General features: G+C 40.2%; 19 protein-coding genes. 17 read left to right on the forward strand and 2 right to left on the reverse strand.

From position 1 onward, the window contains the following. Positions 1-25: 25 nt before the first annotated feature. Positions 26-646: a hypothetical protein gene (locus tag QZT69_RS01765; protein WP_294669945.1), complete on the reverse strand. Its 621-nt coding sequence runs from the start codon at positions 644-646 to the stop codon at positions 26-28. A 265-nt stretch (positions 647-911) separates the two neighbouring features. On the opposite strand from QZT69_RS01765, the gene QZT69_RS01770 reads away from it, so the two are divergent. The 16 genes from QZT69_RS01770 (at position 912) to QZT69_RS01845 (ending at position 12659) form a co-directional block, all read left to right on the forward strand. After that, a complete protein-coding gene (locus tag QZT69_RS01770; RefSeq protein ID WP_294669947.1) occupies positions 912-1313 on the forward strand; it encodes a hypothetical protein in 402 nt (133 codons plus the stop codon). Positions 1314-1411: 98 nt separating this feature from the next. Next, positions 1412-1879 carry a hypothetical protein gene (locus tag QZT69_RS01775; protein ID WP_294669948.1) on the forward strand — a complete coding sequence of 156 codons (468 nt, stop codon included), beginning with the start codon at positions 1412-1414 and terminating at the stop codon, positions 1877-1879. Between the two features lie 42 nt (positions 1880-1921). After that, complete coding sequence (locus QZT69_RS01780) at positions 1922-2389, forward strand: hypothetical protein (protein WP_294669949.1); 468 nt, start codon at positions 1922-1924, stop codon at positions 2387-2389. A 14-nt stretch (positions 2390-2403) separates the two neighbouring features. Next, on the forward strand, positions 2404-2877 hold the full coding sequence (locus tag QZT69_RS01785) for a hypothetical protein (protein ID WP_294669951.1): 474 nt from the start codon (positions 2404-2406) through the stop codon (positions 2875-2877). A gap of 11 nt (positions 2878-2888) precedes the next feature. After that, complete coding sequence (locus QZT69_RS01790) at positions 2889-3329, forward strand: DUF5362 family protein (RefSeq protein WP_294669952.1); 441 nt, start codon at positions 2889-2891, stop codon at positions 3327-3329. Between the two features lie 129 nt (positions 3330-3458). Further along, positions 3459-5141 (forward strand): energy-dependent translational throttle protein EttA, encoded by a 1683-nt coding sequence (ettA, locus tag QZT69_RS01795; protein WP_294669954.1) that lies wholly within the window; start codon positions 3459-3461, stop codon positions 5139-5141. Between the two features lie 94 nt (positions 5142-5235). Next, a complete protein-coding gene (locus tag QZT69_RS01800; protein WP_294669956.1) occupies positions 5236-5451 on the forward strand; it encodes a VF530 family protein in 216 nt (71 codons plus the stop codon). 78 nt (positions 5452-5529) lie between these two features. Beyond that, positions 5530-6981 (forward strand): aminoacyl-histidine dipeptidase, encoded by a 1452-nt coding sequence (locus QZT69_RS01805; RefSeq protein WP_294669958.1) that lies wholly within the window; start codon positions 5530-5532, stop codon positions 6979-6981. A gap of 40 nt (positions 6982-7021) precedes the next feature. Then, complete coding sequence (locus QZT69_RS01810) at positions 7022-7744, forward strand: DnaJ domain-containing protein (protein WP_294669960.1); 723 nt, start codon at positions 7022-7024, stop codon at positions 7742-7744. Positions 7745-7808: 64 nt separating this feature from the next. Next, complete coding sequence (locus QZT69_RS01815; protein ID WP_294669962.1) at positions 7809-9017, forward strand: histidine kinase dimerization/phosphoacceptor domain -containing protein; 1209 nt, start codon at positions 7809-7811, stop codon at positions 9015-9017. Positions 9018-9064: 47 nt separating this feature from the next. Further along, positions 9065-9898, forward strand: coding sequence for a DnaJ domain-containing protein (locus QZT69_RS01820; RefSeq protein WP_294669964.1), 834 nt, complete (start codon positions 9065-9067; stop codon positions 9896-9898). Positions 9899-9954: 56 nt separating this feature from the next. Continuing rightward, positions 9955-10176: a DUF3820 family protein gene (locus tag QZT69_RS01825; protein WP_294669966.1), complete on the forward strand. Its 222-nt coding sequence runs from the start codon at positions 9955-9957 to the stop codon at positions 10174-10176. A 1-nt stretch (position 10177) separates the two neighbouring features. Continuing rightward, the gene (locus tag QZT69_RS01830) at positions 10178-11008 is read left to right on the forward strand and encodes a J domain-containing protein (RefSeq protein ID WP_294669968.1); all 831 of its coding nucleotides are present in this window, start codon (positions 10178-10180) and stop codon (positions 11006-11008) included. 1 nt (position 11009) lies between these two features. Beyond that, positions 11010-11786: a DnaJ domain-containing protein gene (locus QZT69_RS01835; protein WP_294669969.1), complete on the forward strand. Its 777-nt coding sequence runs from the start codon at positions 11010-11012 to the stop codon at positions 11784-11786. Positions 11787-11938: 152 nt separating this feature from the next. After that, positions 11939-12166: a hypothetical protein gene (locus tag QZT69_RS01840; RefSeq protein WP_294669971.1), complete on the forward strand. Its 228-nt coding sequence runs from the start codon at positions 11939-11941 to the stop codon at positions 12164-12166. A gap of 124 nt (positions 12167-12290) precedes the next feature. After that, positions 12291-12659, forward strand: coding sequence for a helix-turn-helix transcriptional regulator (locus QZT69_RS01845; protein WP_294669972.1), 369 nt, complete (start codon positions 12291-12293; stop codon positions 12657-12659). Here QZT69_RS01845 and mnmA read toward each other — a convergent pair. Next, positions 12646-13824 carry a tRNA 2-thiouridine(34) synthase MnmA gene (gene mnmA, locus QZT69_RS01850; RefSeq protein ID WP_294669973.1) on the reverse strand — a complete coding sequence of 393 codons (1179 nt, stop codon included), beginning with the start codon at positions 13822-13824 and terminating at the stop codon, positions 12646-12648. The two genes, QZT69_RS01845 and mnmA, sit on opposite strands and share 14 nt — an antisense overlap. A 269-nt stretch (positions 13825-14093) precedes the next feature. Between mnmA and QZT69_RS01855 the strand changes: the two genes are divergently transcribed. After that, positions 14094-14804, forward strand: coding sequence for a hypothetical protein (locus QZT69_RS01855; protein WP_294669975.1), 711 nt, complete (start codon positions 14094-14096; stop codon positions 14802-14804). The last annotated feature ends 25 nt before the right edge of the window (positions 14805-14829 follow it).

A 14829-nucleotide genomic window follows, 5' to 3' on the forward strand; every position in this document is an offset into this window, starting at 1 on the left:
GTACTTACGGGAAGCCCCTGATTTTTTAGTAGCTGATCAGAATCTCCGTGGTATCGAACGGAACCGTAGTCACAGACAATGTTCCGTTGTTGGTAGTTCCCTGTACATCGTAAAATATCTGGTAAGAAGTATTCCCGTCATTAATACAATAAACACTATAATCTGTGATGTTGCTTAATTGTGTTTCACCACCCGGGCAGCATTCGGCACATCCGTTTTTTCCAGCCTGTTTGAAATATTTGATGGTTTTCGTTCCGTCACTTACAAAATGAAGCCTGGCCCATGACTTGGCGTAAATTCCAAAATTGATAGTGTTGTCGAACTCAAGGGATAGATTGTCCAGGGTAGTTGTTCTTGAATCGCTGAAATAATTGTCTTTTTCAACCGAAATGACCACATTCTGAAGTTTTTCCCGGTCCAATTCGTATGAATAACTCCCGCTTGCGTCCGTTGTAAGGGTTGTTTTTTGTACAAGTGCAGAACTGGAAGTGGTTGTAATAGAAATGATCACTTTTGCCCCTGCAAGCGGAGAACTGTAAGATTTATCCATAACCGTTCCTTTAATCACATATTTCAGATCTTTCTTTTTACAGGAAAAACTAAGGACCATTAAAAGAGCTCCGAAGTACAGGGCTAAATTTTTCATAACATTAAATTTTAACAAAAAAAGCGCTCAAATGCTTAAATTAAAACGCTTTTTCAGCCACTCGGATTGTTAACAACCTTTTCAGTGAATTTTTTAGTAAAATCTTTTTTAGTTCTATTTACAGCCTGAAACACTGATGAATAAAGTCTTCCCGGAGGTTATTAACTAAAAACATTGAATAAAAAAATATTCACTTTTTTTAACAATAGTGCTGAATCTAAAAATAAAGATATTATTTTCGCCGAGTAACTCAAAATTTATAATTATGTCAGAAAATTTAGACGCAACAACATCAGCTCCTCAAGGAAAAGGAATGGCAGTAGCAGGATTTATCATTGCATTGGCTGCTTTATTGTTAAACAACGTAATGGCAGGTATTGCTATTCTAGCGATTATCGCTGGTGGAAGCGGATGGTTAATGTACCTTTGGTTGGTAGTTAACATTTTAGGTATGATTTTGTCAATTATGGCAATGTCTAAATTGAAAAAAACGGGAGGTAAAAGAGGTCTTGCTATCGCAGGGATGATTATCGGAATCGTTGGTACGGTTTGGGCTGTTATCCTTGTTATGGGGTTAAGCGTTGCTGCTGCAGCATCAGGAGACTTATCTAACGAAATGCGTGATGCATTCAAAGAAGGTATGCAAAAAGAATTGAATGACATGTAATAACATGTGATTCGGTTTTTTGAAACGAATATGTTTAAATCCCCGTCTCGGCTAATCCGAGACGGGGATTTTTTTTATTTTAGAGAAATTGATTCAGGATGGAAAGTTGGCGAACAGAAGAAGCGGTAGACAGTTTGGAAGTTTCCTTGAAAAACAGGAGGTCTATTGCTTTGACCGTTGTCTGTATATTAACCTGGGTGGGTTGCGGTATTCCTTTCACAATAAATACCCTGGCGTTTTTTAGTACAGACCTTACGAAAGCATTTATAGGTACCGATAAATATTCCGGTATTTGGTTTTTCCTGGATTGGTTCGTTTTTCCGGCAATGTGTGCGTTGGGAGCAATTTTCATGTTCCGTTTAAAGCGATGGGGATTCTGGATTTATTGCCTGGGACAAATACCACCGGTTGTTTATTCCGTGTTTCATATTATCGGAATGACCAAAAGCCTGGGGTCGGGGATGTTTTTCGGATTGCTTTGGAATTGCCTCTCCATTGCTTTTATCGTTGTTTACGCCGTGGAGATGAATAAATTGTCCCGCAAACCGATTTCAACTGATTTTTAATTTCTATTTTAGCTCGCTTAATTATTTAATACTAGTTTACTTATGAATGGAGGTATCATAATCATGATCGTTTTGTTGTATTTACTACTTCTTGGAGGAAGTATTACAGCAAGTATCCTTTATATCAAGAATTTACAGGATTTATTAAAGCAGGTTGATCCTAAAAACCGTTTGGTCCATCCGGGATTTGTCTGGATGCTTTATATTCCTTTTTATGGAGCGGTTATTTTCCCATTTATGCTTTATCCGCGAATCGCAGAAAGTTTGAGAAAAGAATTTGACGAGCGCAATAGTCCGCAGCCTGGAGATTACGGGAAATCATTGGGAATCGTTTTACCGATTTTAATTTGCTGTATGATCATCCCGTTTCTGAATATTCTTGCAATGTTAGGATTTATAGTAATAGGGATTATTTATTGGGTTAAAATGGCACAGTATAAAGGAATGCTGCGTTCGATCCCAAAAACTGACGGAGTTCGTATTTCAAGCAATTCTGATTTATTGGATTAAAAAAAAACAAAAATATGTACGGAGAAGTTCTTGCTGTAGTTATCATCGTCGCTTCAATTGTTCTTGCAGGAGTAATTGTTGTAGCAGTATTTTTTTTCAAAAATCTTCAGGATTTGTTAAAGGAGTGCGACCCTGCAAATCAGCAGCTGCCTCCGGCAAATGTTTGGCTGATGTTTATTCCTTTGTTCAATATCGTTTATCGTTTCATCATGTATCCGAAGGTTTCAGAGACGCTTAAACGTGAATTCGAATCGAGGGGAGCCCCTCAACAGGGCGATTATTTAAAAGGATTGGGGCTGGCTTTGTCGATTGCAAATGCTGTGAATATCCTTCTCCCTCAAAGTATCAGAGGACTTATTGGTCTTGGGTGTATTGCGGTGATGATCGTTTACTGGACGAAAGCTGCGGAAATGAAAAATAAACTGCGTTCGCTTCCTAAAGGGGATGGTGGAGTTAGGTTCTCCGATAACCCGGATTTACTGGATTAAAATTTACACGAATGGATGCTTTAGATCAACACATCGAATTGGATTCTGATCAGCTAAAGATCAATAATTCCATCAAAGAGAATTTAATGACAGCTGCGAAGTGGGCACGTTTCCTGGCGATTATAGGTTTTGTTTTTACCGGTTTCATGGGAATTGCATCCCTGTTTGTATTGGTAACAGCAATGGCCAGTGGAATTGGAATGCTCATGCTTATGGCGGTGGTATATATCGGTTTGACGCTTGTGATGATTTTCCCCGCTTTGTACTTAATCCGTTTTGCCGGCTCTACCGAGAAAGGGTTGAACTCCAACAAACAGGGAGAATTTGATTATGGAATCCAAAACCTCAAATCGCTGTTTAAATTCACAGGTATTTATACCATCGTCGTGATTGTGCTTTACATTGTTTACATTTTTGTACTTGCACAAGTCGGTTTCAACAGGGTTTTTTGAGTGAACTGACTTTATACTTATTGAGAGAGTCCTGATAGAATCGTCAGGACTCTTTTTTGTTGTACAAACTCTGAATTTAACCGCAGTTTTTCCGTCAGAATGTTATCTTTGTTTTCCTAAAAATTCAATATGTCTGACGATAAGAAAATCATATTTTCCATGGTGGGAGTTTCCAAAGTGACTCCACAGGGAAAGCAAATCATTAAAAATATTTACCTCTCGTTTTTCTACGGTGCGAAGATCGGGATCATCGGTTTGAACGGTTCCGGAAAATCCACCGTAATGAAGATTATTGCCGGTTTGGATAAATCTTACCAGGGAGATGTGGTGTTCTCACCGGGATATTCTGTTGGTTATTTGCCGCAGGAACCTGAACTGGACCTGAAAAAGACTGTAAAAGAAGTCGTTATGGAAGGGGTGCAGGATATCGTGGATATTCTAAAAGAGTACGAGGAAATCAATGCCGCTTTCATGGACGAAGAAGTCTTGAATGATCCGGATAAAATGGATAAACTGATTGCCCGTCAGGGAGTGGTACAAGATAAAATTGATGCAGTAGATGCATGGGAACTGGATAATAAGCTTGAACGTGCAATGGACGCTTTGCGCTGTCCGCCGGATGATCAGCTGATCGAAACGCTTTCCGGAGGTGAGAAACGCCGTGTTGCTTTGTGCCGTTTATTGCTTCAAAACCCGGATATCCTTTTACTGGATGAGCCTACCAACCACTTGGATGCAGAGTCTATTGACTGGTTGGAACAGCATTTACAGCAATACAAAGGAACGGTGATCGCTGTAACGCACGACCGTTACTTCCTGGACAATGTTGCGGGATGGATTCTTGAGCTAGATCGTGGAGAAGGTATTCCGTGGAAAGGAAACTACTCTTCCTGGTTAGAGCAAAAAGGAAATCGCCTGAAAGAAGAAGAAAAAACAGAATCCAAACGTCAGAAAATGCTTGCCCGCGAGTTAGAGTGGGTGCGTATGAATCCGAAGGGCCGCCATGCGAAGAATAAAGCGCGTATTCAGAACTACGACAAAATGATGTCGGAAGAAATGAAGGACAAGGAAGTGAAATTGGAAATCCCGATTCCAAATGGTCCGCGTCTTGGTAATAATGTGATCGATGCAGAGCATGTGATGAAAGCATTCGGTGACAAGGTACTTTACGAAGATTTGAACTTCAAATTACCGCCGGCAGGAATTGTTGGGATTATCGGGCCGAATGGTGCCGGTAAAACAACGATTTTCAAGATGATAATGGATGAATTGAAGCCGGACAAAGGAACATTTGCAATTGGTGAAACGGTGAAGATCGGTTACGTAGATCAGACACACAAAGATATCTCTCCTGAAAAGACGGTTTTTGAAGTGATTGGAGGAGGGAATGAGTTTATCGAGATCGGAAACCAGAAATTCAATGCGCGTGCTTATTTGTCGAAATTCAATTTTGCAGGTTCTGACCAAAGCAAGAAAGTAGGAGTGCTTTCCGGTGGTGAACGGAATCGCCTGCATCTGGCAATGACATTGATGACTGAGGCAAACGTGCTTTTGCTGGATGAGCCTACCAACGATATCGATGTGAACACATTGCGCGCTTTGGAAGAAGGAATTGAAAGCTTCGCAGGTTGTGCGGTGGTTATTTCCCACGACCGCTGGTTCCTGGACCGTATTTGTACGCATATCTTGGCTTTTGAAGGAGATTCACAGGTCGTTTGGTTCGAAGGGTCTTATTCGGAGTACGAAGAAAACAAGCGCAAACGCCTGGGAGATGCTGCTCCGAAACGGATTAAATACCGTAAACTGGTTTAAGAAGAGAATTATCAATTATGAATGGAGGAATTATCAAACTTGATAGTTGTAGAATTGATAATTGATAATTTTTTTCAAATTTTAATTTGAAAAAATGGACCCTCTACACGGAATAACATTGGAACGTATAGTAACCGAACTGGTTGAAGAGTTTGGCTTTGAACGTTTGGGAAAACTGATCCCGATCAATTGTTTCATGCATGAGCCGAGTATCAAATCCAGCCTGAAATTCCTGCGTAAAACACCGTGGGCAAGGGCTAAAGTGGAAGATTTATACATCAACAGGATCGTAAATATTCGAAATAGCTAATATGTAATTGTCAATTATGAATGGAGGAATTATCAAGCTTGATAATTGTAGAATTGATAATTCATAATTTTAAAAAATATGGAAGTAAGAGATTTAGAACCGAAAGCATTGTGGAACCATTTTGCTGATTTGAATGCAGTACCACGTCCGTCTAAAAAAGAAGAGCGTGTAATCGGATTCATGATGAACTTTGGAAAGTCGCTGGGTTTGGAGACTATTCAGGATCATATCGGTAACGTGATTATTAAAAAACCGGCAACATCCGGGATGGAAGGCAGACAAACCATTGTGATGCAATCGCATTTGGATATGGTGCACCAAAAAAATTCCGATACGATCTTTGATTTTGATTCCCAGGGAATTGAAATGCTGGTAGACGGAGATTGGGTGCGTGCAAACGGAACAACTCTTGGGGCCGACAATGGGATTGGTGTTGCGGCGATCATGGCGGTACTGAAATCAACAGATATTGCTCACCCGGCCATTGAAGCGTTATTTACCATTGATGAAGAAACGGGAATGACCGGAGCTTTACAGGTTGATGCTTCCAATATTTCCGGAACGGTCTTATTGAACCTGGATACGGAAGATGATGATGAGTTATCTATCGGGTGTGCCGGTGGAATCGATACCAATACAAGTACGGCAATTACCTATGAAGATCTTCCGAGCAACTATGTTTGTTTTGATATCAAGCTTCGGGGATTGCTCGGCGGACACTCCGGAATGGATATTCATTTGGGAAGAGGAAATGCCAATAAATGGATGAACCGCTTGTTTAAACATGTAAGATCAGTTGTGGACCTGAAATTATGCAGCCTTGACGGTGGAAGTCTGAGAAATGCTATTCCGCGCGAAAGCACAGCTGTTGTTGCTGTTGCAAAAGATGAAAGAACAAAATTCCACGAAGCAGTTGACGAAATTATTGCTCAAATCAAAACTGAATACCAGTCGATTGAGAAAGATGCTAGCTGGACTATTTCTGAAAGTGGAGATTTAAACCGGGTTGTAAAAGATTCTGATTTCGAACGGATTATAAATTCAATTTACGCGGTTCATAACGGGGTTTACCGCATGAGTCCGGCGATTGAAGGATTGGTAGAGGCTTCTTCCAGTTTGGCAAAAGTAACTGTCGGAGATGGTGTCTTTACAACGCAGTCTTTACAGCGTAGTTCGGTGGAATCATCCAAGGCAGATGTAGCGAATACGATTCGTGCGGCATTTGAAAGCGTGGGAGTGGAAGTTGTTCAGGGCGGAGAATATCCGGGCTGGGAACCAAATGCAGATTCTGCAATTTTGAAACTGATGGCAGACATGTACCGTCAGAAATTCAATGCGGAACCGAATATTAAAGCGTGTCACGCCGGTTTGGAATGTGGGATCTTAGGAAAACATTTCCCGGGAATGGACATGATCTCTTTCGGACCGAATATTCGCGGAGCGCATTCTCCGGATGAATGTGTACAAATTTCATCCGTTCAGAAATTCTGGGATTATTTGCTAGAGGTGCTAAAACGTATTCCTGAGTAATATATTGATGCAGTTTGTGTTAGTTGAGAGAATTGGAGGGATGACTCATACGGAGTTTTTCTTCTATTATTCTATTCCGATTGTTATTGTTTTGATAGCACTCTTTTTTACTGTAAGGAAATACAGTAAGCGGGATTCAGCTAATTATTCCGATGATTTTATCAGTGCCGCCGTTGTACTCGGGAGTTTGCTTATTTTTCGGGAAAATGAACATTTGGTAAGCCAAAAGTTACACTGGATGAATGCTTATTTAAGAAAGCGTTTCCCTGGTGCGGGCTTCGATATTTCACAGATCTACCAGGATGTAGTCGAAATGGGTGTGGATCTGGTTGAATATACAAATCTTGCAAATGAACGGCTGACGGTTCGTAAGAAGATACATTTAATGGAGTTTCTGGTTCGTTTGGGAAATACAAATGGCGGCATTAATCCGCGCGAATCGGAGCTTATCTTTTATCTTCTGAAGCGTTTAAATTTGCATTTGGGTGATTTAGATGCTGCAATCCGGGATATCTTGATTCCAAAGAAAACCAAATCTGAAGATAGCATTTTGAAAATGCAGTCGTATTATTTGAAGACGCTTGGTGTAGAAGGAAATGCAAGCTTGAAGGAGTTGAAAAGTGCTTACAGAAAATTGGCAAAAATTCATCATCCGGATAATCACCGTCATGCCAGTGAAACAGAGAAGAAAGAACATGTTGCAAAGTTTTTGGAAATTCAGAAAGCTTATGAAATGCTTACTTCTGAAATGAATGGTCAATAAGTTTTTTTGTCATGCAGGCTTAAAATCAAGAATTTGACGTTTATTTGTTATTGAAATCTAAATAATGGACAAACTGAACACGAACTGGTTAGAGTTTCATGAAAAAATGAAATTCCGGCTGGTATTGCATTTATTGTATTTTTTTGCCGGCCTGATGTCCATAGTTACGGTTGTCAATCTTTCTAACGAGCATTTTAGTGCAACCCCCAATTTCTTTGCGGTCGGGATGTGTGTGCTCGGACTTATTGTGATTTATTGGACCAAAAATTACCGCCTGGTCGGAGCTATTTGTTCCATCCTGACTTTTTTCATCGTTTCGGGCGCTTTTCTTTGGCTGCATGCAACGCATTATCTCACGCCGATGTGGATGATTGTCAATATCATGTTTACGTTTTTCGTGCTTGGGAAAAAATGGGGGGTCCCGATCCTGGTGGCGCATTTCCTGGTTTTGTTTTATTACCTGATCTACCTGCATGAAAGAAATATTGTTGCGGTGGAGTCTTTTTCAGGAAATGATGTGACGACCTTTATTTTGGAGTATTCCATCGTTGGATTTGCAATTGCTTATATTTTGAACCTTTACATATTGACAACCAATTACTCCCGGGTTGAGTTGATCGAGAACAATCAAAAGCTTTCCAATCAGAATAAGCTGATCTCCAAACAGAATTCGGAAATGGAGGTAATGCTGCGTGAAATTCATCACCGTGTGAAAAATAACCTGCAGATCATCACCAGCTTGCTTCGCCTGCAGTCAAATAACATGAACGGAGAAAATAGTAGTTCTTACCAGGAGGCTATTGATCGCGTCACGGCTATGGCTATCATTCACGAAAAAATGTACCAATCGGGTTCTTTGTCTAAGTTTGATCTTGAAAAATACCTTAAATCATTGGTAGATAGCCTTTTATTGAATTATTCGATTGATAAGAAGCCGGCTTTATTTATCCGGGTAGAAGTGGTCGATATGAAGTCGAAAAGTATTGTTCCGCTGGCACTTTTGATCAACGAATTGCTTTTGAACTCCTTGAAACATGCCTTTTCAGAACAGGAAAACCCGGAAATTTCGATCAGTCTGCTTGAGAATGAACAATATAAGTCTCACCGTTTTTTTCTGTATTACAGCGATAACGGATCCTGGATGGATAATTCGGTTGCTTCATTCGGAACGGAGATTATTCAGGCTATGTCGGAACAGCTGGAAGGAACGTTTGAACTTGATACGAGCGGTTTAGGGACGAAATATATCTTTGATTTGGCTAATTTGAGCTAAATTTACCTGGTGGAAAATCCGTTTAATCCTAAATCGATCAAAACGACATGAGTTTTTTCTTAATACTAGAAATTTCGTCTGCGGAAGCACAAAGATTAGCAGAGGAAGAATTTTACAGGCAGAAAATGATCGAGACGATTGTTGGTCTGTCAATCACTGCAATCATAGTGGCTGCACCAACATATTGGCTGTTCCGTTATGTGTTTTCCAAATTGCGAAAGGAGTTCCGTTTTAAGACAAAGTTCAATGCCTATAATCACATCGATGCATTGGTGCTCCTGAGCATGAATGTCCTGAGAACGAATCCGGATTGTTTTAAGGAAAAATGCATCTACCTGAAAGAATACATCATTTACCTGTACCCGGAAGAAAACAGTTCATTTCATGAATCCCTCAAAATGGCATATACGGATGTTTATCGCTCGGAATCGATTGTCAGATGGCTCAGTCGTTTTCAACAGGAAGAGCAGCGAAAGGACATCGTTCGTTTTCTGATTCATATGGCAGCCCGGGACGGAGTGATCGGATCTCGTGAAAAAGCCGAGTTGATCCGCATAATTGATGGCTTTGCTTTACTGCACCAGGAATGGCTGGTGTTGATGGAAGACATTAACCATGCTTTTAGAAGAAGGCATGAGCGTAGAAGTGAAACAGCCGGTTCTTCACGTTATCGCGAAAATCTGGTGGAAAGTGCCCTTGAATATTTTGAATTGCAGAAAGACACTTTGGATGAGGAAGAACTTCGTCTGAAGTACCGGAAACTGGTGAAAAAATACCATCCGGACCGACATCCGGAAGCCGATGCTGAAAAGCGAAAAGAATTGGAGGTGAAATTCCAGGAACTGCAATTGCATTACGAGGAATTGCTCAGGCTGTTGTAATGTAATTTCGTTAGGAATATGTTTTTGATCTGGTGAATTTGAACTAAATTCACTGCATGGATGAACATCAGTTAGTGGTACTGGCTAAGACCAAAATGCCTTTTGGGAAATACAAAGACCGGTATTTGATTCATTTGCCTGAAAATTACCTGGTTTGGTTCAAGCAAAACGGTTTTCCTCCCGGAAAATTGGGGCAGCAATTGGAATTGGTCTACGAAATCAAGATGAATGGGCTGGAGCACCTGATCTATCCGTTAATGCCTAAATCCAATTACTAACATGCTGCAGGTTCAATTGTTTCTTTTGTTTCCGAGAGTTCACGTGGGAAATACCCAGATGTCGGACCAGGAGCGTTTGTGGACAGCTGTTTTTGTAATTGCTTTGTTTGTCGGATGCTTTGGTTATGTGATCTATAAGAATCTTACCAATAAAGGTGAAAAAGGAGATTATGAAACCGGAACAGAATGGGATAGGGGCATTATTCCGTTAAACTTTCTTCCGACGACAGAGAATATATACGAAATTTTTATAGCCTCTGCGTGTGCAATCGTTGTTCGGGATTTGGATAATTACTACATGAAGTTTCCGTATATCGATAACTATCTGAAGAAGAATTTCAGACACGAATATTACTATGCAGAAGAATCGTATGCCTATTCCATGAGACATGTGGTGAGGATTAATTCACTTGCTGATTGGTCTAACAGAAACCTTAAGAAAGTTTGGAAAGTGAAATTGATCAACTTTCTGGCGGGAATTGCTTTGTATGACGGAGGCATCAATGATAATGAGCAGCGCTACTTATTAACTTTAATGAATAAGTTGAACCTTGAAATTACAGATTTTGAAACAATTTATCAGGAGAAGCTGACGCAGAAAAATGAACGCAGTTATCAGTCTTCGGCGACTTCTTATGATAGGGATTCACTTTATCGTGTTTTAGGACTTGAAAAAAGCGCTTCAATGGAAGAGGTGAAAGCTAGTTACCGCAGGTTGGTTAAACTGACCCATCCGGACCGCTTTATGAACGAATCTCCCGAAGTTCAAAAGCAGATGAGTGAAAAATTCCGTTCAATTCAGGAGGCATATGAATCTATTGTAAATTTGTGATATGTTAATACTAGGGATCATATTCGCAGTGGTTTTCAGCGTGCTTATTTTGGTGCTGATCAAACGTCAGGTGAAAGATTCCAGCGAGCGGAAAGTTAGTTCGGAATTGGTTCTTAAACGCAGTTTTCAGCCTCCTTCCGGTAAAAAAACAGAAAAAATGATCTTCCAGATCTATGTGCTTCTGGCTGCCTGGATGATGCGGAAGAATGCAATTAAATCTTTTGAAAAACAGTCTTTTATAGTTGTTTATATAAATAAAAAGTTCAATATAGAATCGCTTATAGTTGCGAACGAATTGGAGCTGGTTGAAGAAACATCCATTCACGTGCGGAGTGTAGCAAACTGGGTCGTTCAGAAAATGCACCAAGCCCAGGAACGTGCTGATTTGATTGATTTCCTTGTGGATCTTGTGTTTGTGGATGAAGACATGATTGATCGGGAATTTACAGCCTTGGTTCGATTGGGGGAGTTGATTGGGGTGCAGTCCAGGTATATTGAAAAGAGAGTTATTGAATATCGTAAACGGATTTTTGGTTCTTCGGCCGGAAATGAGCGTCTGCATACGATTGCCAATTCCCGTACCAGGAAGAATATGGCACTTGCAATCCTGGATTTGGGTCCGACAGCAACAGAGGAGGATATTAAAAAGAGTTACCGCAGGCTTGCAAAGAAGTACCATCCGGATAGTAATCCTGAGCTGGATGAGGCGGAAAGGGAAGCGCATGCTCAGCGTTTTTTGGAAATACAGGATGCTTATGAAGAATTAATTTCAAATTAATTTTCAAAAATTAGTACAAATGTGTTTTTGGGGTTAATTTTCTGATTTTAAGTTTTTTATAGAGTATAAATAAAATGCTTTGTTCAATCAATTTTAATTTTTTTTCATTTTTTTTGATTGGATTTGTAACCTAATATACAACTGTGGCGTAAATGGGTCAAAACAGCATCGCATTTAAAGTTTTATATAATATGGAAAGCACAATGATTAATAACGCAGTGAGCCTTGCAAAAACAAAATTAGAACGTCACAAGGCAATGGGAAAAAATAGTAACTTAAGTATTGTTGAAGTTGCTCAATTAATGGACTTGGTTACATTTGGACCGAATCTGCCACAGGTTACAAACAGCATGCTTTTCTTTGGATACGGTATAAATTAATACGTTCAAATATACATTGAAAAAGCCCTGACATTTATCGTCAGGGCTTTTTCTGTTTTTAATTGTTACAAATGTAAACTGATTTGAATTTAATTTTGTAATCATTTAATGGTACATTTGTATCATGGAAATAAAAGATCGTTTAAGAATGATCATGGAATCGCATAAATTGAATGCGGGATCTTTTGCGGATAAGATCGGTGTGCAGCGTTCGAATGTGAGTCATGTGTTGAGCGGACGAAACAAGCCCAGCTTCGACTTTGTAGAGAAGTTGCTACAGGCTTTTCCTCGTGTTTCTGCGGAATGGCTCTTTACTGGCAGGCAGTCGGAGAAGGCTGTTGTTTCCGATTTGCTGATTGATGCTGAACCAATGAAAATGTCGGGTGACGCGGAGAAAGAGCTTAAACCTTCAGGGACGGGTAAGAAAATAGTCAAAACCCTTGTGTTTTATGAGGACTTTACCTTTGATGTTTTTCTTCCTAATGAGAAATAATTCCGGAACCGATCAGTTCTTCCTGTAAGTAGAGTGCTGCAAATTGTCCTGGAGCAATTCCACGCTGTTTTTTATCGAATAGGATGTAGTATCCGTCTTCCAGGCGGGTTAGTATTCCTTTTTGCAATGCCTGACGGTATCTGATGCGGATATCGAATTCTTTGGCGTCTCCGATGTTCATGGCGAAATTCGGATTGATCCAGTGCATCTCTTTGGTTTCGATCTTTAATGCCCATTTATTGAGTCCCGGATGGTCGTCTTTCTGACCGGAGTAAACGGTATTTGTTTCGGTGTCTATGCCGATTACAAACGAAGGGTTGGGTCTCCCGCCGATGTGGAGTCCTTTTCGCTGCCCGATGGTATAGTAATGTGCTCCGATGTGTTTTTCAACTTCCAGTCCCATGGTAGGAGAGTAGATGAATTCTTTACTTAGTTCAACAACGTGTTCCAGGTTTACAGGAATGTTGGAGTATTCGGTAAACTGATTTTCTAATTCGTTGATTTCAATTATTTTACCGTGTTTTACCTGTAGTTTTTGTTGAAGAAATTCAGGCAGGGAGATTTTTCCTACGAAACACAATCCCTGTGAGTCTTTTTTCTCAGCAGTTACCAGTCCGATTTCCTTAGCAATGGCTCTTACTTCTGATTTTTGAAGGTTTCCGATCGGGAAGAGTGCTTTGGAAAGTTGTTCCTGCGATAACTGGCAAAGGAAGTAGGATTGATCTTTGTTCGGATCTAGTCCGGCTAATAAATGGTGAATTCCGTCTTCTGTAGTTGTTTTTCTGCAGTAATGTCCGGTTGCTACATAGTCTGCGCCCAGTTCCATAGCGGCTTTTAAGAATACGTCGAATTTGATTTCGCGGTTGCACAACACGTCCGGATTGGGTGTTCTGCCGGCTTCGTATTCGGCAAACATGTAGTCGACTATGCGTTCTTTGTATTCTTTGCTGAGATCCAATACCTGGAAAGGAATTCCAAGGTGTTCGGCTACTAAGAGGGCGTCGTTGCTGTCGTCGATCCACGGACAGTCGTTGGAAAGTGTAACGGTTTCATCGTGCCAGTTGCGCATGAATAATCCGATTACTTCATAACCTTCTTGTTGCAGTAAATGTGCTGTAACGCTTGAATCTACACCGCCGGACAGTCCGACAACCACTCTTTTCATGTTGCAAATTTACGAACTTTTAAAGAGTGTTTTTGAAATTTTGAGTTCTTTCGAAAAATTAACATGTTACAAAAGTGAATAGATGAATGTTACATTTGTTTCTTTTCCTATCTTCACCGCAAAGAATGGAAGATCGCAAAGTTTTGAATAAATATTCTTCGCGTTCTTTGTCTCTTTGTGGTTAATACTAAGAAAGATTCTTTGTTTGGAAGAATGTAAATATTAGTTAACAGAAAAGAAACCGTAGAAAAAAGCCCTATTTTCGTTTCATGAAACTGATTACTGGAATCTTATTGTTCTTATGTGGGACTGCTCTTGCCCAGGAACCTTGTACGAAGGTTTGGCTAACCGGAAAAGTGGAAGATACTTTGGTTAAACATGCCTTTTTAAATCTGATGGTGGTGAATACTTCCAATGGTAAAGGTGTTTTTGGTCAGCCCGACGGAACTTTCGGGGTTTATGTGAATAATAATGATTCGATCATCTTGTCTATTAAAGGATATGAACGTTATGGGTTTCGTGTAAAAGGCGATTCTTCCTGTCATTTTGAGGTATATGCGGCGGTTGAAAGAAAGGCTCGTCAAATTGATGAAGTGGTCATTAAGCCTCTGAAATCGATCCAGGAGATCAAGGAGGAGCGTGCGGCACTGGCTTTGAGGGAAACACGGACGATTACCGGTCTGGAGGCTTTCCAGAGCCCGATAACGGCTTTGTATCAGCGTTTTTCCAAGAAAGAGCAGTCCAAAGCTATTGTGGCTAAAAAACAATACGAAGATTCGAAAGAGGAAGTTGTGCAGGAGTTGCTGAGATTATACGTTTCTTACGATATCATCAAGTTAAATAATGAGGATTTTATCGATTTTATCCGTTTTATGAATATGGATGATAATTTTCTGAAGACTGCTACGGATATTGAACTGATTACGTTTATAAAGGATAAACTGGAGCATTATTTATTGCTGCACCCGGAGAAAGAGTAATTATAATTATCAATGTCACAATTAT

Source organism: uncultured Fluviicola sp. (genome assembly GCF_902168135.1).
Taxonomy (GTDB): Bacteria; Bacteroidota; Bacteroidia; order Flavobacteriales_D; family Crocinitomicaceae; genus Fluviicola.

What these genes read in the sequence shown, in the direction of transcription:
- QZT69_RS01815 (WP_294669962.1), top strand. Translation starts at nt 7,809, where the DNA reads ATGGACAAACTGAACACGAACTGGTTAGAGTTTCATGAAAAAATGAAA.
- QZT69_RS01845 (WP_294669972.1), top strand. Translation starts at nt 12,291, where the DNA reads ATGGAAATAAAAGATCGTTTAAGAATGATCATGGAATCGCATAAATTG.
- QZT69_RS01800 (WP_294669956.1), top strand. Translation starts at nt 5,236, where the DNA reads ATGGACCCTCTACACGGAATAACATTGGAACGTATAGTAACCGAACTG.
- QZT69_RS01810 (WP_294669960.1), top strand. Translation starts at nt 7,022, where the DNA reads ATGACTCATACGGAGTTTTTCTTCTATTATTCTATTCCGATTGTTATT.
- QZT69_RS01830 (WP_294669968.1), top strand. Translation starts at nt 10,178, where the DNA reads ATGCTGCAGGTTCAATTGTTTCTTTTGTTTCCGAGAGTTCACGTGGGA.
- QZT69_RS01840 (WP_294669971.1), top strand. Translation starts at nt 11,939, where the DNA reads ATGGGTCAAAACAGCATCGCATTTAAAGTTTTATATAATATGGAAAGC.
- QZT69_RS01775 (WP_294669948.1), top strand. Translation starts at nt 1,412, where the DNA reads ATGGAAAGTTGGCGAACAGAAGAAGCGGTAGACAGTTTGGAAGTTTCC.
- QZT69_RS01820 (WP_294669964.1), top strand. Translation starts at nt 9,065, where the DNA reads ATGAGTTTTTTCTTAATACTAGAAATTTCGTCTGCGGAAGCACAAAGA.
- mnmA (WP_294669973.1), bottom strand. Translation starts at nt 13,824, where the DNA reads ATGAAAAGAGTGGTTGTCGGACTGTCCGGCGGTGTAGATTCAAGCGTT.
- QZT69_RS01825 (WP_294669966.1), top strand. Translation starts at nt 9,955, where the DNA reads ATGGATGAACATCAGTTAGTGGTACTGGCTAAGACCAAAATGCCTTTT.
- QZT69_RS01780 (WP_294669949.1), top strand. Translation starts at nt 1,922, where the DNA reads ATGAATGGAGGTATCATAATCATGATCGTTTTGTTGTATTTACTACTT.
- QZT69_RS01765 (WP_294669945.1), bottom strand. Translation starts at nt 646, where the DNA reads ATGAAAAATTTAGCCCTGTACTTCGGAGCTCTTTTAATGGTCCTTAGT.
- QZT69_RS01785 (WP_294669951.1), top strand. Translation starts at nt 2,404, where the DNA reads ATGTACGGAGAAGTTCTTGCTGTAGTTATCATCGTCGCTTCAATTGTT.
- ettA (WP_294669954.1), top strand. Translation starts at nt 3,459, where the DNA reads ATGTCTGACGATAAGAAAATCATATTTTCCATGGTGGGAGTTTCCAAA.
- QZT69_RS01805 (WP_294669958.1), top strand. Translation starts at nt 5,530, where the DNA reads ATGGAAGTAAGAGATTTAGAACCGAAAGCATTGTGGAACCATTTTGCT.
- QZT69_RS01770 (WP_294669947.1), top strand. Translation starts at nt 912, where the DNA reads ATGTCAGAAAATTTAGACGCAACAACATCAGCTCCTCAAGGAAAAGGA.
- QZT69_RS01835 (WP_294669969.1), top strand. Translation starts at nt 11,010, where the DNA reads ATGTTAATACTAGGGATCATATTCGCAGTGGTTTTCAGCGTGCTTATT.
- QZT69_RS01790 (WP_294669952.1), top strand. Translation starts at nt 2,889, where the DNA reads ATGGATGCTTTAGATCAACACATCGAATTGGATTCTGATCAGCTAAAG.
- QZT69_RS01855 (WP_294669975.1), top strand. Translation starts at nt 14,094, where the DNA reads ATGAAACTGATTACTGGAATCTTATTGTTCTTATGTGGGACTGCTCTT.